19 protein-coding genes are annotated in these 21,019 nt (G+C 62.1%); 6 read left to right on the forward strand and 13 right to left on the reverse strand.

Features of this window, described 5'->3' with window-relative positions; genetic code table 11:
• Window positions 1-15: 15 nt before the first annotated feature.
• Window positions 16-1,203: a class I SAM-dependent rRNA methyltransferase gene (locus tag SMD31_RS02325; protein ID WP_320499059.1), complete on the forward strand. Its 1,188-nt coding sequence runs from the start codon at window positions 16-18 to the stop codon at window positions 1,201-1,203.
• On the opposite strand, the gene SMD31_RS02330 is transcribed toward SMD31_RS02325, so the two are convergent.
• Genes SMD31_RS02330 through SMD31_RS02355 form a run of 6 tightly spaced genes read right to left on the reverse strand, consistent with a single transcriptional unit; the run spans window position 1,170 to window position 7,546 of the window.
• Window positions 1,170-1,373: a hypothetical protein gene (locus SMD31_RS02330; RefSeq protein ID WP_320499060.1), complete on the reverse strand. Its 204-nt coding sequence runs from the start codon at window positions 1,371-1,373 to the stop codon at window positions 1,170-1,172. The genes SMD31_RS02325 and SMD31_RS02330 overlap by 34 nt on opposite strands.
• A gap of 59 nt (window positions 1,374-1,432) precedes the next feature.
• Entirely contained in the window at window positions 1,433-2,839 is a 1,407-nt protein-coding gene (locus SMD31_RS02335; protein ID WP_320499062.1) for a sensor histidine kinase, read from the reverse strand.
• The gene (locus tag SMD31_RS02340; protein WP_320499063.1) at window positions 2,836-4,269 is read right to left on the reverse strand and encodes a dihydrolipoyl dehydrogenase family protein; all 1,434 of its coding nucleotides are present in this window, start codon (window positions 4,267-4,269) and stop codon (window positions 2,836-2,838) included. The genes SMD31_RS02335 and SMD31_RS02340 overlap by 4 nt, the downstream gene beginning before the upstream one ends.
• Entirely contained in the window at window positions 4,262-4,972 is a 711-nt protein-coding gene (locus tag SMD31_RS02345) for a TVP38/TMEM64 family protein (protein ID WP_320499065.1), read from the reverse strand. Before SMD31_RS02345 ends, SMD31_RS02340 begins: the two co-directional genes overlap by 8 nt.
• Window positions 4,973-4,977: 5 nt before the next feature.
• Window positions 4,978-6,864 (reverse strand): CHASE2 domain-containing protein, encoded by a 1,887-nt coding sequence (locus SMD31_RS02350; protein WP_320499066.1) that lies wholly within the window; start codon window positions 6,862-6,864, stop codon window positions 4,978-4,980.
• A gap of 49 nt (window positions 6,865-6,913) precedes the next feature.
• Window positions 6,914-7,546 carry a FecR family protein gene (locus SMD31_RS02355; RefSeq protein WP_320499068.1) on the reverse strand — a complete coding sequence of 211 codons (633 nt, stop codon included), beginning with the start codon at window positions 7,544-7,546 and terminating at the stop codon, window positions 6,914-6,916.
• Window positions 7,547-7,852: 306 nt separating this feature from the next.
• On the opposite strand from SMD31_RS02355, the gene SMD31_RS02360 reads away from it, so the two are divergent.
• The gene (locus SMD31_RS02360; protein WP_320499069.1) at window positions 7,853-8,461 is read left to right on the forward strand and encodes a hypothetical protein; all 609 of its coding nucleotides are present in this window, start codon (window positions 7,853-7,855) and stop codon (window positions 8,459-8,461) included.
• Between the two features lie 139 nt (window positions 8,462-8,600).
• Here SMD31_RS02360 and SMD31_RS02365 read toward each other — a convergent pair whose 3' ends face one another.
• Complete coding sequence (locus SMD31_RS02365; protein ID WP_320499070.1) at window positions 8,601-8,957, reverse strand: P1 family peptidase; 357 nt, start codon at window positions 8,955-8,957, stop codon at window positions 8,601-8,603.
• Between SMD31_RS02365 and SMD31_RS02370 the strand changes: the two genes are divergently transcribed.
• On the forward strand, window positions 8,929-10,341 hold the full coding sequence (locus SMD31_RS02370) for an ATP-binding cassette domain-containing protein (protein ID WP_320499071.1): 1,413 nt from the start codon (window positions 8,929-8,931) through the stop codon (window positions 10,339-10,341). The genes SMD31_RS02365 and SMD31_RS02370 overlap by 29 nt on opposite strands.
• Window positions 10,342-10,411: 70 nt before the next feature.
• Here the strand turns inward: SMD31_RS02370 and SMD31_RS02375 are convergent, their stop codons facing one another.
• Together SMD31_RS02375 and SMD31_RS02380 are read right to left on the reverse strand one after the other, a co-directional pair.
• Window positions 10,412-10,834: a hypothetical protein gene (locus tag SMD31_RS02375; protein ID WP_320499073.1), complete on the reverse strand. Its 423-nt coding sequence runs from the start codon at window positions 10,832-10,834 to the stop codon at window positions 10,412-10,414.
• 3 nt (window positions 10,835-10,837) lie between these two features.
• Window positions 10,838-11,800, reverse strand: a complete 963-nt coding sequence (locus SMD31_RS02380; protein ID WP_320499075.1) for a hypothetical protein — start codon at window positions 11,798-11,800, stop codon at window positions 10,838-10,840.
• Window positions 11,801-11,965: 165 nt separating this feature from the next.
• Here SMD31_RS02380 and SMD31_RS02385 point away from each other — a divergent pair, with 165 nt between their 5' ends.
• Both SMD31_RS02385 and SMD31_RS02390 read left to right on the forward strand, forming a co-directional pair.
• Window positions 11,966-14,764, forward strand: a complete 2,799-nt coding sequence (locus tag SMD31_RS02385) for a ComEC/Rec2 family competence protein (RefSeq protein ID WP_320499076.1) — start codon at window positions 11,966-11,968, stop codon at window positions 14,762-14,764.
• Between the two features lie 168 nt (window positions 14,765-14,932).
• Window positions 14,933-15,151, forward strand: a complete 219-nt coding sequence (locus tag SMD31_RS02390) for a hypothetical protein (protein WP_320499077.1) — start codon at window positions 14,933-14,935, stop codon at window positions 15,149-15,151.
• Between the two features lie 65 nt (window positions 15,152-15,216).
• Here SMD31_RS02390 and SMD31_RS02395 read toward each other — a convergent pair whose 3' ends face one another.
• The 4 genes from SMD31_RS02395 to SMD31_RS02410 all read right to left on the reverse strand — a co-directional run bounded on the left by SMD31_RS02395 (window position 15,217) and on the right by SMD31_RS02410 (window position 19,653).
• Complete coding sequence (locus SMD31_RS02395; RefSeq protein WP_320499078.1) at window positions 15,217-15,963, reverse strand: DJ-1/PfpI family protein; 747 nt, start codon at window positions 15,961-15,963, stop codon at window positions 15,217-15,219.
• A 109-nt stretch (window positions 15,964-16,072) separates the two neighbouring features.
• The gene (locus SMD31_RS02400; RefSeq protein ID WP_320499079.1) at window positions 16,073-17,041 is read right to left on the reverse strand and encodes an ABC transporter permease; all 969 of its coding nucleotides are present in this window, start codon (window positions 17,039-17,041) and stop codon (window positions 16,073-16,075) included.
• Entirely contained in the window at window positions 17,038-18,579 is a 1,542-nt protein-coding gene (locus tag SMD31_RS02405; protein WP_320499080.1) for a sugar ABC transporter ATP-binding protein, read from the reverse strand. Before SMD31_RS02405 ends, SMD31_RS02400 begins: the two co-directional genes overlap by 4 nt.
• 126 nt (window positions 18,580-18,705) lie before the next feature.
• Window positions 18,706-19,653 carry a sugar-binding protein gene (locus SMD31_RS02410; protein ID WP_320499081.1) on the reverse strand — a complete coding sequence of 316 codons (948 nt, stop codon included), beginning with the start codon at window positions 19,651-19,653 and terminating at the stop codon, window positions 18,706-18,708.
• A gap of 243 nt (window positions 19,654-19,896) precedes the next feature.
• Here SMD31_RS02410 and SMD31_RS02415 point away from each other — a divergent pair, with 243 nt between their 5' ends.
• Window positions 19,897-21,006 carry a LacI family DNA-binding transcriptional regulator gene (locus tag SMD31_RS02415; RefSeq protein WP_320499083.1) on the forward strand — a complete coding sequence of 370 codons (1,110 nt, stop codon included), beginning with the start codon at window positions 19,897-19,899 and terminating at the stop codon, window positions 21,004-21,006.
• Window positions 21,007-21,019: the final 13 nt, after the last annotated feature.

Consider the following 21,019-nt stretch of genomic DNA (forward strand, 5'->3'; position numbering starts at 1 on the left):
AACAGGACTTTATTGATGACGAAACGGCCCACGATCCACCTGAAATCGGGCGAGGAACGGCGTGTCCTTGGCGGTCACCCCTGGATCTACTCCAATGAGCTGCAGAGCGGGCCGGAACTGAAGGCGATCAAGCCGGGGACCATCACCACCCTGCGGCAGGCGGACGGCAAGCCGATCGGCCTCGTCTTCTTCAACCCGAAATCGCTCATCAGCGGGCGCGTCATCACCCGCGACCACAGCCTTGAGATCGACGTCCAGTTCTGGCGCCGCCGCCTGGAGCGGGCGCTGAAGCTGCGCGAGCGGCTCATCGACGTGCCGTTCTATCGCCTGGCGCATGCCGAGGCCGATGGCTTTCCCGGCTGCGTCATCGACCGCTATGGCGATGTCGTCGTCATCGATGTCTCCAGCGCCGGCATGGATGCCGAGTTGGAGACGCTCAGCGCCGCCATCGACGCCCTGCTCAGCCCGCGCGTCATCGTCGCCCGCGGCGACGGCCCGGCACGTGAGCTCGAAGGGCTGGAACCCTTGAGCCGTGTGCTCAAAGGCAACCTCGACGAACCGGTGGAAGTGATCGAGAATGGCGCCAGATTCCTGTGCGATCCGCGCGCCGGGCAGAAGACCGGCTGGTTCTTCGACCAGCGCGACAACCGCGCCCTCATTGCGCGCCTGGCCAAGGGTGCCCATGTCCTCGATGCCTATTGCTATATGAGTGGCTTCGGCAACCAGGCCTTGAAGGCTGGTGCCGAGCATGTGCTGGCCCTCGACCGCAGCGCTCCGGCGCTGGAGTTTGCCAAGCGCGCCGCCGAGATCAACGGCCATGCCGCGCGCTTTGAGACGCGCATGGGCGACGCGTTCGACGTGCTGCCGGAAATAGCAGCTGGCCAGAAGCGCTTCGATATCGTCGTTGCCGACCCGCCTGCCTTCGTCAAATCGAAGAAGGATTTCCACCAGGGTGCGCGCGCCTACCGGAAGCTGGCACGCCTTGCCGCCTCCTGCGTCGGCAAGGACGGCATCCTGATGCTGTGCTCATGCTCGCATAACATGCCGGCCGATGAGCTGATCAAGCAGGCAGCACGCGGGATCCAGGAGGCTGGGCGAAATGCCCGGATGCTCTATCACACGGGCGCCGCGCCTGACCATCCGGTGCATCCTGGCCTGCCGGAGAGCGCTTACCTGAAGGCTTTGACCTTCGCGATCGAATAGAACAGCCCGGCGACACAGATCAGGCTGAAGCCGATGCCACCCAGATAGGGAATGCCGCCGCCAGCACGCGAGGCGACGTAGAGTCCCGCCAGGGCGAAGAGCCCAAGCAGCAGCATGAAACCGTTGCGTTCGAGATCGGCTTTGACGCTGTGGTCGAGTTCGGCTTTCACGGATCATCCCCCAGTGTGTTTGAGATTCGTTCGCAGTATTGCCGCGCGCGCGTCGATTTTCAATTCACTTGCGCGGCTGCCGGCAGGGTAAGCGAGAACACGGCGCCGCCGGCGCCGGTCTCGAGGAGGCGCAGATCGCCGCCCTGCCCGCGCATCAATTCGCGGGCTATGGCGAGGCCAAGGCCCGTGCCGCCCGCCCGGGCCGAGCCCTTGAACGGCACGAACAGATTCTCCAGCGCCTTGCGGGAGAGGCCCGGCCCGTCATCGGCGATGGTGATTTCAAGGACGCCCGCCACCTCCACGGCGCGCAAGGTCACGGTCTTCGCGCCCATCTGCAAGGCGTTTTCGCCAAGATTGCGCAGGATGCGATAGACCTGCCCGCGGTCGGCACGGATCTGCTGATGGTCGGCCACATCGCTGATCCAGGCCTTGCCCTCGGTCAGCAGCTTGCCGAGGCTCTCGCCCACTTCATCGACCAGTTCTTTGAGCGCAAAGAGTTCGAATTCCGGCTTGGGCGGCCCCTCGCGGGTGAAATTGAGCGTGTCGGAGCAAAGATCGACCGCGCGGTCGAGCGAGCGCAGCAAGGCCGGCGCCAGCTTGCGCACCTCCGGATTGTCACTTTCGGCGAGCCGGTCGGTGACCAGACGGGCTGTGGCAAGAATCCCGCGCAGATCGTGGTTGATCTTGGTGACCGCCGTGCCTAGGGCCGCAAGGCGCGCGCGCTGCTGCAAGGCCTGTCGCACGCGGTCCTGCATCACGCCGAATTCGCGCTCAGCCACGCCAATCTCATCGCCGCGGGCAGTCTCGCCGAAATCGCCACGCTCGGCCTCGGGATCCTGGCGGAAGGCCACCATGCCACCTGTCAAACGCCGCATCGGCCGGATGATCAGCCATTGCAGCGCACCGAACAGCAACGCCGCCGTGATCAGCGAGATGACGATGGAGAAGCCCAGCACACGCCAGGAATAGGCGATCATCGCCTGGCGCAACGGCCATTCATCGAACACCACGTCGACGACGACATCGGCGGCACGGGGCGAATAGCCTTTGACACGCATGACGCGGTTGCGGCCTTGCCACAGGGTTTCGAAGCCGTCCTCGAGCAAGGGCAAAAAGCCGCGATCGCCGAGATCGACGGTAACATCGACCAGCAGCGAGGGCGTCGAGCCACGCAGGATCAGGTTCTTTCCGTCACCGGTGCGGAGCGCGATGATGCGGGCGCCCACATGGTTGAGGAGGCGCACTTCCAGCTCCGGATCGATCATGTAGTCCGGCGTCGCTTCCAAGGCGAGGATGGCGAGATGCGCGGTGTTGAGTTTTTCTTCCAGCCAATCGAGGCGAAAGCGCGCGATCGAGGGCGCATAGATCAGGACCTCGCTGACCAGCACGAAGAGAATCGTCAGCACCAACACCCGGGCCGAAAGGCCACGCCCAAAGGTCGGCAGCTTGACGTCGGCATCCGTCATGGCAGCTTCATTAGTCCGCGGACGAGGGCCCGCACGCCGACGCTGAACAGCCGCGGCGCGTAGTAGTTTCCAGCAACACGTTTCGATATCTCGGACAAGGTCGGATAGGGCAGCAACAGGCCCGCCATGGCCGAGAGCTTGAGCCCGCGGGCGATCGCAAGGCACCAGGGTGCCAGCAATTCACCGGCCTGCGGGCCGACAATGCCGACGCCCAGGATCTGGCCGCCAGCACGCAGCACGATCTTGATTCGCCCTGCGTCGCGGCGTTCGGTGCGGGCCCGGTCATTGGTGTCAAAATCGAGGGTTTCGGTCCGCACGTCTTTGAACCGCGCCCGTGCCGCCGTCTCCAGCAACCCGACATAGGCCAGTTCCGGCTCGGTGAACGTCACCCAGGGAATGAGATCCGGGTTCACCTTGGCGCGCAGGCGGAACAGGATGTTCCGCAGCACGATGCCACCGTGGTAGCCGGCAACATGCGTGAACGCAGGACCACCTGCGCAATCGCCGATGGCATAGATGCGGGGGTTGCTGGTGCGCAAGCGCTGATCGACCTGGATCGTACTGCCCTTCAGCGTAACAGCAGCGCGCTCCAGACCGATGCCATCCGTGTTGGGACGGCGGCCCACAGCCACCAGCACGTGGCTGACGGCGATCTCCTCCGTCGTACCTTCATTGTTGGCCAGGTGAGCGGCAATGCCGTCGTCGTTCCGTTCCAGGCGGATGATGTTGGTGCCTTCCTTGAGATCGACACCATCCGCCGCAAGCGCCGTCCGGACGAAGCCCACCAGTTCGGGATCATCCTTGGGCAGCAGGCGCGCCATTTCGACCAACGTCACCTTGGCACCCAGGCGCCGTTGTGCCTGCGCCATCTCGACACCGATGGGACCGCCGCCGATGACCAGCAAATGCTCGATCGGCTCCGTCACGCCGAAGATCGTTTCGTTGGTGAAGGGCCTGATGCCGTCGAGACCGGCGATCGGCGGCAAAACGGGCTTCGACCCGGTGGCGATCACGAAGCGTTTAGCCTGGATGCGTTGCCCATTCGCGATGACAGCGTCGGGTGCAGCGAACACCCCGCGTCCACGGATAACGGTCACGCCAAGTCCTTCGAAACGCTCGACTGAATCATGCGGTGCGATGCCAGCGATGACACCGGCGATGTGCTTGGCGACATTGGCGCGGTTGATCGTGGGTGCGCGGAAGCTGACGCCAAATTTCTTCGCCTGCGATACGGTGGCCGCTTGGTGAGCAGCCGCCAACAGAGCTTTTGACGGCACGCAGCCGGAATTGAGGCAGTCGCCGCCCATCTCGCCTTCTTCGACCAGCACGACGCTGGCGCCGAGCTGTGCTGCACCTGCCGCCACGGTCAGGCCACCGGAACCGGCACCGATGACGCAGATGTCGGGGGTAAGGGTCGGCATCTCAGTCATGGGACGCACCGCGTCCGTTGCGACGCCGATAGAGAACCGGCAGGGCCGCCAGAAGCGCAAGGCCCAGCAGGCCTAAGATGATCTGCGGCGAGACGGCGACAGCGAGGTCGCCGCCGCTGGCCAGCGCCGTTCCCAGCCCGCTGCCGAGGGAGGTATAGACCAGGACCGCCGGCAGAATGCCAATGAAGGTCGTGACGGCAAAACAGGTCAGCGATACGCCGAGGAATGCCGGCACCAGATTGACCACGAAGAAGGGAAAAAGCGGCACCAGGCGCAGGATCAACATGTAACTCCACATATCGCGCGCGAACCCTGCAGCGAGCTTCGAAAACCAGGGCCCCGCCCGCCGCCGCAAAGGCTCGCCCAGAGACGAGCGCGCGATCAAAAAGACGATCACAGCCCCCGCCGTAGCTGCCACAAGGATGTAGCATGTGGCGGCGAAGACGCCAAACAGGAAGCCGCCGACCAAGGTCAGCACGGTTCCGCCCGGGACGGACAGGGCGACGGTCACCAGATAGATCAGCACATAGAGCAGCGCCGCCTGCACATAATGTGCGTCGACGAAGGCCGCGAGTCCGGCATGGCGCGCGCGCAGTGTCTCAAGGCTCAGCCAATCGGTCCCGCCCAGCGCCAGGAACAGGACCGCGCCTGCCGCCAGGATCAGCAGCGGCCATAACCGGCGCCAGGAAATTGTCCGGGGCATCGCCATCACGCCAGATCGGCACAGCTTGCCGCCGACCAATAGCTGATCGGCTTATCGCGCCCGCGCACCGGCTGCTCCGGCCGCGCCACCAGACCGCTGATAAGATCTTCGCGCCCCAAGGCGCGGATGGCGCTGACCATATCGTCGGATATGACCAGAACCGTGCCGGTTGCTTTCGCCGCCGCTTCCAACCGGCTGGCGACATTCACCGTATCGCCCGCCGCCGCCAATTGCGCCTGATGACGCCCACCCAGTTGCGCCATCGCGACGGGGCCGAAATGCAAGCCGGCCCGTGCCGGGTTCTCGGGATGCCAGCGCCGCAGCCGCAGCAGCATATCGCGGGCGCAGGCCAAGGCGCGCACTGGGTCATCTTCACGCGGTTGCGGCAGTCCCCAAAGCATCAATGCGCCGTCACCCAGAAACTGGGCGACGATGCCGCCATGCGCGGCGACCACATCCTCGATCTGCGCGTGGAAGGATTTGAGGAACTGCGCCGTGTCGGCGGGCGATCGTTCCTCGCTGGCATGGGTGAAGCCCTGCAGATCGACGAACATCACCGCGGCCAATTGTTCGCGTGCATCAAAGGCCGGGGTCGCGCGCTCGGCCAGCGTTTCGGCCAGGCTGGGCGGCACGTAGCGCGCCAAGTTGCCGCGATGACGTTCCGCTTCGTTACGCAGGCGCCGTTCCAGCACCAGGCGGGCCAGAAGCCCTAGCGCCCCGCCCGCGATGATCGCGGCCATCGGCCCGCTCATCGCCACCAGCCGATTGGCGTGAGAGAACATCAGTTGCGCAAAAACCAGCCACGCGATCAGCAAGGCGAGATTGTTGAAGAGCCCCCAGACCAGGCGCTGGGCACGGATACCGAGCCGCCAGGAGGACAGGGCCAGCGCAATGATGGCGATGGCTTCCAAGACGCGCTGTTCAGGCGTGCGGATCAACCCCGATCCACGCATCAGATTGTCCGTGGCCGTGGCGAGAACCTCGACCCCAGGCAGGTCGAGAGAATAAGGCGTCGTGAAATTGTCGCCGAGCGATGTCGCTGAAACGCCGACCAGCACCGCGCGATCCTTGAGCAGCGGCGGTGGAATGCGCCGTTCCAGGAGATCCATCGCCGAATAGGTACGAAAGGTGCCGGTAGGTCCAAGATAATTGAGGCCCATTCCGTAGCGGTCATCGAGCGGCAATTTCTGCGTACCAAAAATCAGCCGACCGGCATAATCAAAGCCGATGGCGCTCAGCGGCAGATCCTGCTGGCGGGCGGCGAGCAATAACGGGAAGGACGGGATCAGCGCCCCAGCGTAAGCGATGGCTGGATATTGCGTGCGGGTCTGGCCAATCTCGGAGGATTGCTGATTGACGTGGCCGACCGCCGCCACGTTTTCAAATGCCGGCAATGGCCGCAGGATCTCGTCGGCCGTGATGACGTGGCCGGGTCCCATCTGCTGGTTGACGATGTTGCCGATGGCGATCTGCCCCACCTCCTCAACCTTGCCGGCGCTGGGCGAGCCGTCGTTGAACAGCAAAGCGGTGGCGATCACGGCATGGCCTTGACGTTGCAAGGCGTCGGCCAACACCCGGTCGCCGGCACCGTCGGTGTCGATCTCGTGTTCCGACAGCAGGATGTCGAAGCCGATGCTCTTGGCACCGGCAAGGCGCAACACGTCGACAATCTCGGCAAGCTTGGCGCGCGGCCAGGGCCATTGGCCGATCTGGGCCAGCGACCGGTCGTCGACCACGATAATCGCGATGTCGACCGGTGGCTCGGCCGGCCCGCGCAGGCGGAAGCGCCAATCGAGCGCAGCACCCTGGTCGACCCCTTCCAGCCAAGGATCGCTGGAAAGATGCAGCCAGCCGATCGCCACGCCGAGGAGAAGCACCAAAGCGAGGCTCACCCAGCCTCGCTTTGCTTTCCGCATACCGTTGTCGTTTGGTGGCGCCACGTTAGGGAATGGTCACGCGGGCCAGTGCCTCGTCGCGCCGTTTGGCCCCCCAGGTTTTCACCGTGAGCGGGCCCTTCTCAGCCGTCACGTCGACACCCTGGCCCTGGCGCAACACCACGGTGCCGCTGCCGGCACGGCTTGAAACCGCGACGCGCCCCTCGGCCACGAAGACCGCCGTCTTGGCGCCGGTATTCTCGACCAGGTAATCCGTGCCGCGGACCGAGGCCACCGCCGTGGTCGTGCGGACATCGAAGCGGCCCCAGGAGGTGGCCTTGTTGACCGTGACCCGGGCGATGCCGGCGATGACGTCGAGCACCGCCGAGGATTCCTGCGCCTCGGGTGCAAAGAAGGCGATCGCCACCTCGCTGCCCGGGCCGACGGTCAGTACCGATCCGTCAGAGAAGGTGACTTCGGCCCGTGCGTCGGCACCGGCGCGGATGCTGTCGCTGACCAGCACGTCCTGCCCGGGCGCGGCCGCACTCTCCACCCCGCTGCGGATGATCGTGACCGGGCCGGCCAGGCGCGAGAGTTTGCCCGCCGTCCCTTCCGCCGCAAAGCCGGGGCGGGTCAGGAGCCAACCGGCCGCCAACGAGGCGGGCAAGGCGAGCAGAAAATCGCGTTTCGAAAGTGGCATCCTTAATCTCCTTTGACTGGCCGCCGGTCTTCGGGGCAGCAGGCTAGGTAGGTTCCCCGTCGGCCTCAAGCGACATGACGACAATCATGTGGCCTCCCCCGGAGCCGGCGGCTGTGAACTGCTTCACGCCGCATGATCGTACAGGAGCGGACCCTGCCGGGGGCAAAAAAGGGCCTGATTCGACACGAAATTTGCGCCTTGGGGGGCCCGAATCGGTCGCAGAATGCTTCTCAGTCCGGATTTCGCTCGCTAAACTGCCCCCAGACCGGGCCCGGCTGGCGGGCAGCGATCGGGGGAGATTTGATCATGAAGATACGCGGCCTGCTCATCTCAGTTATGATGGGCGCCTCAGTCGTTACAGGCTGCCAGCCCTGGAGCGGCGGTGCGAGCGAACCGGTGCAGCCGGTGGCCCCCGTCGCCACGCCGGCAGCCCCCTTGCCCCCCGCCCGGATGAATGTGGCCCAACCCAATGACTTGATTGGGTCCTGGCAGATGGTCCAATTGCCGCCGGCCTTCGTGCAGCCATCGCGCCCGACCTCTTCCTTCAGCAATCCCTGGCAATGGTTCATCATCAGCCCGATGGACGGGACCGGCGTGGGCCGCATTGGCCTGGTGACGCGGGCGGAGGCGCCCAAGGTGCCGGTCAACGACCAGATTCTGGCGGATGCCTGGGCACAGGCGCCGATGTACGACACCTACCGCATGGCAGGCGGCGTCATGTCAGTGACACCCGTGGCCGTCACCGGCTGGTCGGCGCAAGGGACGCAGACCTGGCGGGTCTATACCGTCACCAATGCCGGGCTGATGCTGGGCATGCAGGCCTTGCCCGGCGACGTGCTGATGACACTGACGACGCCGGACAACCAGCCGCTTTATTACCGCATGCTCCGCCGCATACCGCGCGTGCAGCAATAGGTTCGTCATTCTTGTCCAAAGCCGAATTGTTCGGATTGTCGGACAAGAACTGAATCAAACAACTGGCGATGATGCCTCGCCGATGGTCGTGACATCGGCGAGGCGACAATCTTAAAGTACTGGTCAGTCGCAGCTTCTCTTAGGTCATGAACTCATTGAGAGCGCTAACCTTCCGGAAGAGCCGCGCCAGTTCAGTGTGATCAATTGCCTTGCACAATCTCCCTGACGGTTTGAACGTCGCCATGTCCTCAGCCGCCACCAGGGCGTTCACCACTGCTTCCTCAATGGCCTCCACGGCTGCCAGATAGAAGGCATCGCAGCCCTCGTCGGCAATGAATTCCATATTCTGGATTGGTGTCATGCTGGCCTGACGTGTCCGGTCGTTTGCCGTGCTAATGGCGAGGAAGATGTCGCCGGAATTGTTCCCGCCGGGCGTCCCATTGCGGCCGATCCCGATGGAGGCTCGCTTGGCGAGCCGGCGCAGCTGCGAAGGCAAGAACGGGGCGTCGGTAGCTGTCGTCGCTGATCCCAAACATGAATACACGCGGCTCCTGATCGCCTCTCAACCTGGTCGCTGGGCGCCGGCTGCGCCCCGCACCACATCCTCTTCCGCCCCGGCCCTGCTCAGAGTTCGCGAACTTGTCGTCAGCTTTCCCCGGCCGACAAGGATCGGCGAACTTTTCTCGCGGGGCGACCGGTCCTTCCGCGCGGTCGACAATGTCACCTTTGAGGTACGGGCTGGAGAGAGCTTTGCCATCGTCGGCGAAAGCGGTTCGGGCAAGAGCACGATCGCCCGTGCGATCATTGGGCTGGTAAGGCCGTCCGGTGGCACGCTCCAATGCAACGGCCAAGACGTGACGGCGCTCAGTGGCGACGCTCTGCGGCGCTTTCGGCGCTCGGTGCAGATGATCTTCCAGAGTCCCTATGATTCGCTCAATCCGCGACTGCCCATTGGCGAAACCATTGCCGAGCCCATGATCCGACATGGCCTGTTCAAGCCAGCGGCAGCCCGCCACAAGGCTGCGGAATTGCTGGAAATGGTCGAGCTGTCGCCGGATCTTGCACACAGGCGCCCCCATGCGATTGCTTTCGAGACCGGTTTGTCCATTGCTGATCGCGTCGGGGTCAGCGAGATGAGTGTTATCCGGTTCATTCGCTCACTCGGTTATCGCAATCTTCGTGACCTTAAGAATGCGACCCGCGGTAAGATCAGTGGCGATCATCCGGACGTCGACAACGCCATGGAGCGATTCCAGGTTCACCATGACGGGTTGGCCGAAAGCCTCAAACTGGAACTGAAGGCCGTCGTCAAGGCATATGAATTGACTGGGACCAAAGAATGGGCCGGTGCTGTCGACCTGCTGGCAACGCGCAGAACCGTCTTTGTCTGCGGTTTCCAGGCCAGCAAGGGATTGGCATTGGACTTTGCCAATCGGCTGAAATACGCGCGCCCCGGCGTTCATTTTGCCGAGGGCACCGCAGGTACCTTCTCGGAGGTTTTGCAAGCGCCCGCGAAGGAAAGCTGCCTGGTACTCTTCGATACGATCGCCTATGCGCGGAAATCGATGATGCTCGCGCGCAAGGCCCAGGAAAAGAAGCTGCCAATCGTCATCGTCACCGACATGTTCAGTCACTGGGCGCACGACTTCACCGATTTGGTGCTCGAAGGTCATACTTATGTGAAGACTTTCTGGGATTCCTCAGCCAGCATCAGCGTGATTGTCAACCTACTCATTAACTCGGTCGCCACGAAACTTGGGCGCAAGGCCGAGGATAATTTTCGGGAGATGGTCGAGTACGGTGACTATTTCGAGGAATTCGAGAAAGTGCGCGAAACACTGAAGCGCGGGCGCGTGAAGAAAGTCACGGGCGATAGATAGCCTAAAGATCGACTGAACGAGATTCTGACGGCCAGTGCCGGTAAGTCGGCGCCGAGGCTATGACGTCAGTTTACAAGAGGGCCTTTGCTGCCGCCTGGGCGAGCCTTTCGGCCGCCTTTGCGAGCGTGTCCGCGACCTTGGCGGCAACCTTGGCGTAGTTCTCGAGCTTTTTCAGCTTGGCGAGATCGTCCTGCAGGCCATCATTGATCGTGGTGATGTCGCGCAGAAGCTTCTTTACCTCCGCGGTCTCGTCGAGGCGGCGGGCGGTGACGAAAGCCAGAACTCGAAAACCCTCGCGCACCTCAGCTTGCGTGGCGCGCCGTTCCCGGCGACGCGTATTCTCCTCGGCGGTGAGCTGACGCTTGGCCTTGAAGGCGGTGAAATCGATCACGTCGATCTCGTCCTGCAGCTCGCGTTCGAGATTGGCGAGGTTCTGTCGCGCGGCATTGGCAGAAGCGATGACGTCTGCCGCGGAAAGCTGTTCTGTCGCCATGATCTAGCCCTCCCCGCCGACAGCTTTGATATCCTTGATGATCTTTGCCAGCTTCTGGGCCTCAGCCGCAAAGGCCTCAATCTGCGCCATGGCATCGGCCGCCGTCACGCCCTGGTCCTGCAACGCATCGGCTAGGGCATCATGCGCAACCCCCAAGCGCTCGAACAATTGCGGTGGTGCGGAGACCAGCAGCTGGTCGTAGCGCGCAGCACTCGATGCCAAGGCGGACAGCGTTGAGGCATTCCCGTTGGCGCGAAAATCATCGAGCGCCTTTGAGACATCCTCGGCGAGTTCGGAGCGCGGCACGTCGGACACGAATGTCGCCGTCATCGCGAAGCGATCGGCCGCCTGCCGGATCACCGGCTTGGCGGCGGCCGTTGCCTCCTGCAGGCCGTCTTCCTTTACGTGGTCGACATATTTGCCGACGACCCAGTTGACGGCGGCGCCGACCGGTGTCGCAAAGGCCGGCACGGATCCGGCCGGCCGCCCCTCTGCTGTGGCAACAGTCGCGGCCAGGTTCTGCACGCTCGCCAACGTCGCATTCACCTGCGTCTCGACTTGGCTCGCTGTATCAGCCGCCAAAAGATCCTTCAAATTCTGTGCGTAGCTCGCGATGCCGGACATGACCAAGGTCATGTCCGTCAACGGCGGCTGCGGGGGATATGGCTCCCCCTCATCGCCCTCATCCGCGAGGACGATAAGCTGGCATCGTTCCGACGTAGTTTGGCAGTTGGCATCTGCCATCTTGATGAACATCTTGCCCTCGATGACGCTGCGATCGAGCACCGCCTTATAGGCATCGGTGACCTGATCGTTCAGCTGTGCCAGCGAAGCGTTAGCATCGGTCGTCGCCGCCGCAAAATCATCGATCGGCTTCTGGTAATCGGCGGTGGAACACGCGGCGAGCAACAATGACAGCAGGACTGCCGCCTGCCGTCGCCGCCAGATCTCGCGCTGCCAATGCATGGCATCCCCTGTCCACAACAAGTTGATGTTGATGAAAGCGGCGCCAGAAAATCACTTATCCTCTGCTCAGAAAAGGAGAAAGAGCCACCGGCAAACTGGTTCACAACGGCATGTATTGTCACTTAGGGAAGTACTAAACGAGGCAAACGCCACTACAGGACATCTGTGACAGTTGCAGTACCTCGTTATCGATTGACGCTATTTTTAAATGTAGTCATTAACTATTATTCTATTGAATGGAGTCTGGCTGGAGGCATATGGTCTGCACGCAAACACCCAAATTCGCCGCGTAGCACTCGATCTGAAGCAGCTTCCAGGGAGGACACTATGTGCCCGGGACCGACGCTTGCTGACGTAGATAGCCATTTGCCGGACGCCACCCGTAACGGGACCTACCATTTCCTCGATGTTGGGGATGAGAAGTATGGCGAGTGTACGCTTGTCATCTTCGGCAAGACCCGCGTATTGATCGACGGCAGCCATCGCGGCGATGTCGTGGGGCGTAATGGCCGACCATCCATTCCCGATCAGTTGGCTGAAATCCTGCAGGAAGAAGCGCCGCACCATATCAGCCTTCTTGTGGTGACGCACGGCCACAATGACCATATCGGCTGCTTGCCCGATCTCGTCGCCAATGAAGTCATTGACGCTGATTGGGCCCTGATTACCGATCCGCAATTGGGCTTCGGTAGAACGTCGGACGATGATGCGCCGACTGACGCCGTCAACGATCCAGCCTATCGCTTGGCGACCGCATTGCGCGAGGAAGATGCAAGCGACCTCGACGACGCCGCGCTGGCCGATTTCCTCGATGCTGCAGCAACGGTCGAAGGCCGCTATGCGGACATGATCGAGAATCTGAAGCAGCGCGGGACGAAGGTCGAATTCTATCGCGGAAAGAAACTGCGCGATGAATTGGTTGACCTGTTGCGGCCGACGGGCGCAACCCTGCTGGGGCCATCCGAGGCACAATTGTTATTCTGTGCCGAGCAGATCAGCAATACCAATAAGGATGCGGCCGTCGTCGCCGACCAGGTCATGCGGGTCGACCGTATTACCGACCCGGTCGCCATGTACCGCGCCGCAGTCGAGCAGGAGCTGCAGCGCGACGGCCGCCGCAATCCGCGGGGCAATGGCATGAACTGCCAAAGCATCACCTTTGCCTTCGGGCCAAAGAATGCGCGCGTATTGCTTGCCGGCGACATGCAATTCGCGGAACCCGGGGTCAAGGATGCTGACGACGAAGTGCGTGAGCTGCGGGAACGCGTTATCGCCGCCGGCCCCTACAAGGTTCTGAAGACAACACATCATTCCAGCCATAATGGGCAGGATGACGACTGGTTGAGCGCGCTCGGCGAGCCACCGATCATCATACATAGCGGCGGCATAAACGACGCATCGCATCCATATCCAGGTGTATTGCAGATGCTGAAGCGCCGCAGCCGCCAGATCCGTTTCGCCCGAACGGACCGAAACGGCCATATCGCGGTACGGCCCCATCTGGAGCCGGACGAGGCGATCGAAAAGGCGCGCGGACGATTAAACGATTTCACACCCAATGGGCAGGACGAGATTGGTGAGATCGCGACCACATCTTCAGCCACGTCTGTCCAAGCGGTCGTCAGTGCGACGGTCAATCAGGCCGCGCCCCAAGTGATCATCGTCAATCTGCCCGCCAGCGCCATCGACATGACAGTGGGCGGTATCGACATCGTCGTGCGCAACGGGCTCGACAACCGATCCGGCCGACCGACCACGGGAGCCGAGCAGACTGTGCCACGCCGCGGCAGCGAGAATACGGGAAGTCTTCGCAATGATCGCCGGCAACCAGCCATCGGCGCGGTGCCGACCGTCGTTCTGGCATCTGGCCGGTCCCTGCCCAATCTGTTGTTCGTGACCAATTCGGAACGGCTGAGCAGGAACATCGGGACGCGCGAGGCCAGCGCCGCGCTCGACGCCGTACGCGCGGCCAACCACCCGATTTGCGAGGTCGATGGCAATGCAGCAGCGGCAGCACAGATCGTCAGGACGCGCTTGCAAAATGATTCGCAGCTCGTCGGCATCGTTCTTCTCGGCGGCTACGATGTCGTGCCGCCAACGGCCGTGGATGTGCTGGACCAGCGACTTCGCAACACGCTGGGGCCAGGCGCGGTGGAAGCCGACGATGATCACTATATCGTCTGGTCGGATGAACCCTATGGCGATCGCGACGGGGATCATTTGGCAGAACGACCTGTATCCCGTATCCCGGATGGTCGCGATGCAACGCTTTTTCTGCGGGCGCTCAGCGCACGACCGGCAGGTGCTGCACCAATCGAACGCTTCGGGGTTCGCAACTATGCGCGGCCCTTCGCCGACGCGGTCTGGAAGTCGATCAGCGGGCAGCGTCCATTCGCGGTTAGCGAGAAGTTTCTGTGCCACAATGTGAAGACGACAGAGACCACCACAGCAGCGCTGCACTATTTCATGCTCCACGGCGACTGGCGCGATGGTCGCATGTTCCTCGGCGAGAGGGCGAATGGCGTCGATTACACAGATGCCTTCTCGGTGACAAATGTGCCGACGGATTTCGCCGGGATCGCCTTTTCCGGCTGTTGCTGGGGCGCCCTCACCGTCAGCCAGCGGGCACGCGATGCCGGTGCAGCGGCGCTGGCACCGCGCGTTGCGGAACGCTCGATCGCCCTTTCGTACCTGAAAGCGGGTGCCGCCGGATTTGTCGGCTGTACCGGATCGCATTATTCCGGCAGCGATCCGGATCCTCGGGTCAACTATGCATCGGCGATGCATCAGGCCTTCTGGAAATCCTTGCCGCAGGCCGGCTATGCACCGGCTATTGCCTTGCACAAAGCGAAGGCGGAGTATGGCAGCCAGATCGCCACCAGTGCCGCGACGATGGAGCCAAACAATCTTGCCCGACGGCTAAAAAACCGGACACAATTCACGTGCCTGGGTTTGGGCTGGTAACGCAGGGCAATACTTAAGTTTCAGGAGGATGCGATGGCGAGACGTGTCTCCGGTAGAGGCGATTCTGATGGCCCCCAAGATACGGCCGATAACGACTCCCTGGAGGTAAAGGTACGTACGCAGATGCCGGGCTGGAAGCTCGCGAGCGGTGAAAGCGACAGGGATGCCATGGCCGCCACAGGACCTAGTGTTGATACGCAGCCTGGCGTTGACGTCGACACGTTGCGACGAAAATTCCTGGGTACCGCCAAGGACAGTGAGGCGGCACCCGCCAACGCCAGCACTGCAGCGACACCTGTCAAAGTCTTCCGGGTTGAGCCGGAACATGGTGGGCCGTCACGGGTCGCCGAACTCAGAAACGGGAAGATCAACATCGTTTCCGGCTGAGATTGTCAGAGAGCGTCAGCGCATAGTGCTGCCGCCGGGTGCTCCAGTAGTGTCCTGCAACTTGCCTATCGCTTCTCCGGTATCAGCTGCTGGACCATGGCCTTCACCATGCGCGGCAGGTCATAGGGGAAGCGTGCCGTAATGAGGTTGCCGTCGACCACGCAAGGCTCGTCGGGAACGGTTGCGCCGGCATTCTGCAGATCGATCTGGATGTTCCAGACAGCGGTCGCACGGCGGCCTTTCAGGATCCCGGCACTGACCATCACCCATTGCCCATGGCAGATGGCGCAGGTCGGCTTCTTCGCTTCGAACATGGCCCGCACGAGGTCGCGGGCATGGGGGTCCATGCGCAGGGCGTCGGGATTCCAGCACCCACCGGGCAGGATGATGGCGTCGTAATCCTCGGCCTTGGCCTCATCGGTATAGCGATCGATTTTCAACCAGCCGGCGTTTTCCATGAGACGGATCGCCAGCACATGGGTGGCGCATTGCGGCGGAAAGCGCAGGCCGAGCGTGGGATGGAAATCGCCAATGCGGGGCGCCACGATATGCACGGTCGCCCCATGCTCGGCGAGCCAGCGATGGGCACCCAGGATCTCCACCTCCTCGACACCGTTGGTGCAGCAGATGGCAATGCGCTTGCCTCTAAGGAGGTGCGGGTCGGTGGGGGGATCAAACAGGAAAGCGTTGAGTTCGCGGTTGAGCTCGCCATCGGCAGTCACCAGAAGCTCCGTCGAGATGGACGGCACCGGTGATGTCGACATCAGTTGCTGCATACGGTTGAAGGCGGAAAACTTCGGCGGCGTATCCATCACTCACTCTCCCCTGCTAGGGCCGGTTGACCGGCACGGCTTGTTCGACCCCATCGAAGCATTCGACGCGGCGTCTTTCAATACCGAGATGGAGATGAGGGATTTAACCTCAGCCAGCACCTCTGCCGGTGATGCGGCGCTTGCGGAACTCCGCGAATTGCGTGTCGGCGAGAACACCGATCAAGATGACAGATCCCATGACGGCGAAGTTGAGAGAACTGGGGATACCCAGCAGATTGACCAGGTTCTGCAGCACCTGCAGCAGAATGGCCCCCAGCACCACGCCGACAATCGAGCCTTCGCCGCCGCGCAAGGAAAAGCCGCCAAGGACTGCCGCGGCAATCGCGTAGAGCTCATAGAAATTGCCGTGGGATGAAGGGGAAATCGAGCGCGTATACATGGCAAAGAAGATCGCCGAGATCGCCGTGAGCAGGCCGCAGATGACATAGGCGGCGACGATCACGCGCTTGGTGTCGATGCCGGAATAGCGCGCCGCCTCCTCGTTCTTGCCAACGGCATAAAGATGGCGACCGAAGACCGAGCGGTGCAGAACCACCCACATGAGGGCTGCCACCACGCTCATGGCGATGAAAGAATGTGGCACGCCGAAGAAACGGCCAGTGGTCAGCCATTCCAAGGTGGGGAAGCTGTCGCCGAAGGCAAAGCCGGCCGTCGCGTCGGCGGTATAGAAGCGCGCCACACCGCGATAGATGAGCAGGCCGCACAGCGTCACGATGAAGGGCTGCAGATGCAGGCGCGTGATGAAGAGACCATGCATCAACCCCATCAGCATGCCGAGTACCAGCATGAGGAGGAGCGCCACCGGCCATGACACGCCGTGGTTCACCATCAGATCGACAAAGAGCACGCCCAGTAGTGCAATGATCGACCCCACCGACAGTTCGATGCCGCCAGTGATGATGACAAAGGCCTGGCCGATGGCAAAGAGGCCGAAGAGCCCTACCAGATTGGCTGTGTTGCCGAGATTAATCGGCGACAAAAATAGCGGATTGATGATGGCAACGACGGTCCCGACCACCAGGATGAGGATAAAGAGGCCGATATCTTTCTTGATCATGCGTGGTTGGTCCCTACCCCGTTCGAGCCGTGCCCGGATATGCCCTGCCCCACCGCGAGATGCAGGACGTTGGTTTCGCTGAATTCCGCACGCTCAAGGAAGCCGCTGATGCGCCCTTCATGCATCACGGCGATCCGGTCGCTGACGCCAATCACCTCCTCCATGTCGCTGGAGATCATGAGGATCGCGACACCGGCATCGGCAAGAGCGCGCAGCATCTGGTAAAGATCCGTCTTGGCGCCGACATCGACACCACGGGTCGGCTCGTCGCAGATGAGGAGCTTCGGCTTCATGGCCAGCCACTTCGCCAGTACCACCTTCTGCTGGTTGCCGCCGGACAGCGACCCGGCAATGGTTTCGGTATTCGGAGCGCGTATATCGAGATTGGTCTTTTGCGTCTCGGCGCTGGCGCGAATGCGATCGGCTGCCACCAATCCATTGCTGGCGTAAGCTTTGAGGTCAGGCAAGGCGATGTTCTCGGCGATCGAGACATCGAGCAACAGGCCGGACTTTTTGCGATCTTCGGGCACGAGAAATATGCCCGCCCCGATCGCTGCCTGTGGTGTCGCCAGCGTTACTTCCTTGCCAGCGAGCAGGATTGTCCCACCCAGAATTTTGTCGATCCCGAAGATGCTGCGCGCCAATTCCGTACGGCCGGCACCGATCAGCCCGGCAAGTCCCAGGATCTCGCCTTTGCGCACGGCCAGTGAGACGGTGTGAGCGGGATGCGTCGGGGTGCGCAGGTCGCGGACCTCCAGAACCGTTTCGCCCGGCGGTGCTGCCGGCGGTTGGTAAAGCGATTTGAGATCGCGGCCGATCATCAGCCGAATCATTTCGCCATGCGTGATCTTCTCCTTCGGGAGATGCCCCACCACCCGGCCGTCGCGCAAAACCACCACGCGGTCGGCGCAGGCGGTGAGCTCATTGAGGCGGTGGGTAATGAAGATGATGCTGACGCCCTTGGCCTTGAGATCGGCGACGATGGCGAGGAGCCGTTCGGTCTCAGACAGCGTCAAGCTGGAGGTCGGCTCATCCATGATGATCAGGCGGGCGTTGAGCGACAGTGCCTTCACGATCTCAAGCAACTGGCGCTGGCCGATGGACAGGTCGGCCACCGGCGTGGTTGGTTTGAAATCGACGTTGAGACGCTCGAAATAGGGTTTCACGCCGGCATAGAGGGCACGCGAATCGACCAGTTTCAGCGGCCCGGCTCTCAGCGGCTCGCGGCCGATGAAGACATTGGCGGCCGCGTCGAGGTTCTCAAAGAGGTTGAGTTCCTGGTGCACGAAAGCGATACCGGCGGCAATGGCTTCCGGCACGGTAAGTGCCGCCTTTTCAACCCCATCGACATGGATCGTGCCGGCGCTGGGGGCGACGACACCCCCCAATATCTTCATCAGGGTCGATTTGCCGGCACCATTCTCGCCGACCAGGCCAATCACCTCGCCCGGCGCCACGGCAAGCGAAACGTCTTCGAGCGCCTGCACGCCTGGATAAGATTTGGAGATCTGCGTCAGTTGCAGAAACGCATCGGCCATTGCAGCATCGCCCCCGGGCAATCGCGTGACGTCAGTGTGATGGAGCTTGAGGGCGGGTGCAAGGAGATGCTGGCGCGGGTGGGAGCTCCGCGCCAGCACAGTTACACCAAACAGGCTTCGTTAAGGCTATTTGCCGAGCGTCGCCTTCAGATTGGCTTCAAACTCCTCGACATTGCCTTTGTCGATGACTTTGGTCGGCACGATGATCAATTTGTTATCCGGGATCTGCGACTTGTCGCCTTCGAGATAGGCGGCCATCAGCTTCATGCCCTGATAGCCCCATTCGAACGGCTGCTGCACCACGGTGCCGGCAAAGCTGCCATCCTTGACGGCGCCCAGGGTGATCGGGTCTTCGTCGAAAGCGACGACGGTGATCTGGCCGAGCTTGCCGGCCGCCTGCAGCGCTTCGTAGATCTTGGGCGGGTTGTAGGAGTAGAACCCGACCATGCAGTTGATTTCCGGATTGGCCGCCAGCACGTCGTCGACATTGCTGCGCGCACGGGCGAAATCGACATCGTCGCCGCGGACGTCGACCAGCTCGATTCCCTTGCCTTCTACGGCCTGTTTGAAGCCGGCAATACGTTCCTTGGCATTGTCGGCGCCGAGGAAGCCCACGAAGCCCATGCACTTGCCGCCGTTCGGCAAGACCTTCACGGCAATTTCACCCGCCTGCACGCCGGCTGCGGTGTTGGAGGAGCCGAGATAAGCAATACGGTTGCTGTCGGGTGCGTCGCTGTCGGTGGTGAAGAGCGGCACCTGTGCGGCGATGCGATTGAATGCATCGACCGAGGTCTTCGGATCGACTGACGAGATCATGATGGCGTCGGTACCGGCGGCAACGAGGTCATCCATCAGCGCGTTCTGCAACGCTGCGGTGCCTTGCGCCGGATACTTGAACTGCAAATCATAGTTCGGCAGTTCTCCTTGCGCTTTCTTCACTCCCGCTTCCGCGAGCTTCCAGAAATCAGAGGCGGCATTCACGATGAAGGCGAGCTGTTTCTTCTCTTCCGCCATGGCTTGGGTCGCCGCCAGCATGATCGCGCCGGAGACGAGAGCAGAGATAAGGGTCTTCACGAGGAACCTCCCATTGAGATGTTTGTCGTTGAGGCCCGTTCCGAGCCCATGTCGGCGTTCTTGACTGCGCCGCTTCCATTGAGTGTTTCACTGGTGCTAATATCCCGTCAATTGCTAATTTATCACATTTAATAATTATTGCGAAACAATATGTTGCAGTTGCTAATATGCGCAAATTCGGATGGATGACAGGACTCGTCCCGGTCTCCTAAAGTTCCGCCCTGTTGGATTTCGAAGGATTGCATGAGCGCCGACCGACCATCATCGAAGTCCGATCCGGCATCGCGCAGGACCCAGGGCAGACCGCAGGCGACCAGCCGGCGTGGTGCCACCATGACCGATATTGCGACGCTTGCCGGCGTCTCGCAGACCACTGTCTCGCTCGTTCTCAATGATGCTTTGGGGGCGCGGCTCTCCGGGCATACGCGGCAGCGCGTGCTGGACGCGGCCAAGCAGCTTGGCTACCGGCTGATCCGCCGCGAGCCGGAGCGCGTCTCAGCCACCACGGCAACCATGATCGGCGTCATGGTCGACGAAATGTCGACCGATCCCTGGTGCGCGATCGCCCTTGATGGCATTCGTGAAAAGGCCTGGGAATTTGGCCTCACCGTGAGTGTCGCCGTCACCAAGGGCGATGCCAATATGGAACGGGCAGCGCATGCGCAGTTCCTGGACCAGCCGATACTGGGCCTGATCTATGGCACGATCCAGACCCGCCAGATCGCTCCCTCGCCCGCTTTTGCCGGCCTGCCCACTGTGCTGCTCAATTGCCATGTGGCAGACCGCTCCTTGCCCTCCATCATGCCTGGCGAAGTGCTGGGTGGCCGCACTGCGACCGAACGATTGATCGATGCGGGCCACAATCGCATTGGCCTCATCGAGGGAGAGGTGTGGATGGATGCGATGCGCGACCGCCTGAAAGGCTATCGCCAGGCCTTGGCCAGCCACGAGATCCCATTCGATGCCAAGCTGGTGCGACCCGGCAATTGGGAGCCCTCGGCCGGCTACGAACAGGCTTATGCCTTGATGAAGCTGAAGGACCCGCCGACCGCCATCTTTTGCGCCAATGACCTGATGGCCTTGGGCTGCTTCGAAGCGTTGAAGGAAATGGGCAAGCGTATCCCGGATGATGTCGCTGTGATCGGTTATGACGACCGCGAGATCGCCCAGTTCATGCGCCCGGCTCTCACAACCATATTGCTGCCGCATTTCGACATGGGTGTGCTGGCAGCCGAATACCTGATCGACCATGCGCCGCGGCCGGAAAAGCGGCCGGCGCAGATCAAGGTCGAGTGCCCGCTGGTCGAACGTGCATCGGTCAATGCCAGCTTGGCGGTTTTGGATCAACACTGAAGGGGAGAGAGGC

This window comes from Dongia rigui (genome assembly GCF_034044635.1).
In the GTDB taxonomy this organism is placed as follows: Bacteria; Pseudomonadota; Alphaproteobacteria; order Dongiales; family Dongiaceae; genus Dongia; species Dongia rigui.

Coding starts and splice junctions, on each gene's coding strand:
- SMD31_RS02345 (WP_320499065.1), bottom strand. CDS start 4,972: ATGCCCCGGACAATTTCCTGGCGCCGGTTATGGCCGCTGCTGATCCTG.
- SMD31_RS02355 (WP_320499068.1), bottom strand. CDS start 7,546: ATGCCACTTTCGAAACGCGATTTTCTGCTCGCCTTGCCCGCCTCGTTG.
- SMD31_RS02340 (WP_320499063.1), bottom strand. CDS start 4,269: ATGACTGAGATGCCGACCCTTACCCCCGACATCTGCGTCATCGGTGCC.
- SMD31_RS02400 (WP_320499079.1), bottom strand. CDS start 17,041: ATGATCAAGAAAGATATCGGCCTCTTTATCCTCATCCTGGTGGTCGGG.
- SMD31_RS02335 (WP_320499062.1), bottom strand. CDS start 2,839: ATGACGGATGCCGACGTCAAGCTGCCGACCTTTGGGCGTGGCCTTTCG.
- SMD31_RS02390 (WP_320499077.1), top strand. CDS start 14,933: ATGGCCGCCACAGGACCTAGTGTTGATACGCAGCCTGGCGTTGACGTC.
- SMD31_RS02415 (WP_320499083.1), top strand. CDS start 19,897: ATGAGCGCCGACCGACCATCATCGAAGTCCGATCCGGCATCGCGCAGG.
- SMD31_RS02375 (WP_320499073.1), bottom strand. CDS start 10,834: ATGGCGACAGAACAGCTTTCCGCGGCAGACGTCATCGCTTCTGCCAAT.
- SMD31_RS02395 (WP_320499078.1), bottom strand. CDS start 15,963: ATGGATACGCCGCCGAAGTTTTCCGCCTTCAACCGTATGCAGCAACTG.
- SMD31_RS02380 (WP_320499075.1), bottom strand. CDS start 11,800: ATGCATTGGCAGCGCGAGATCTGGCGGCGACGGCAGGCGGCAGTCCTG.
- SMD31_RS02360 (WP_320499069.1), top strand. CDS start 7,853: ATGAAGATACGCGGCCTGCTCATCTCAGTTATGATGGGCGCCTCAGTC.
- SMD31_RS02325 (WP_320499059.1), top strand. CDS start 16: ATGACGAAACGGCCCACGATCCACCTGAAATCGGGCGAGGAACGGCGT.
- SMD31_RS02405 (WP_320499080.1), bottom strand. CDS start 18,579: ATGGCCGATGCGTTTCTGCAACTGACGCAGATCTCCAAATCTTATCCA.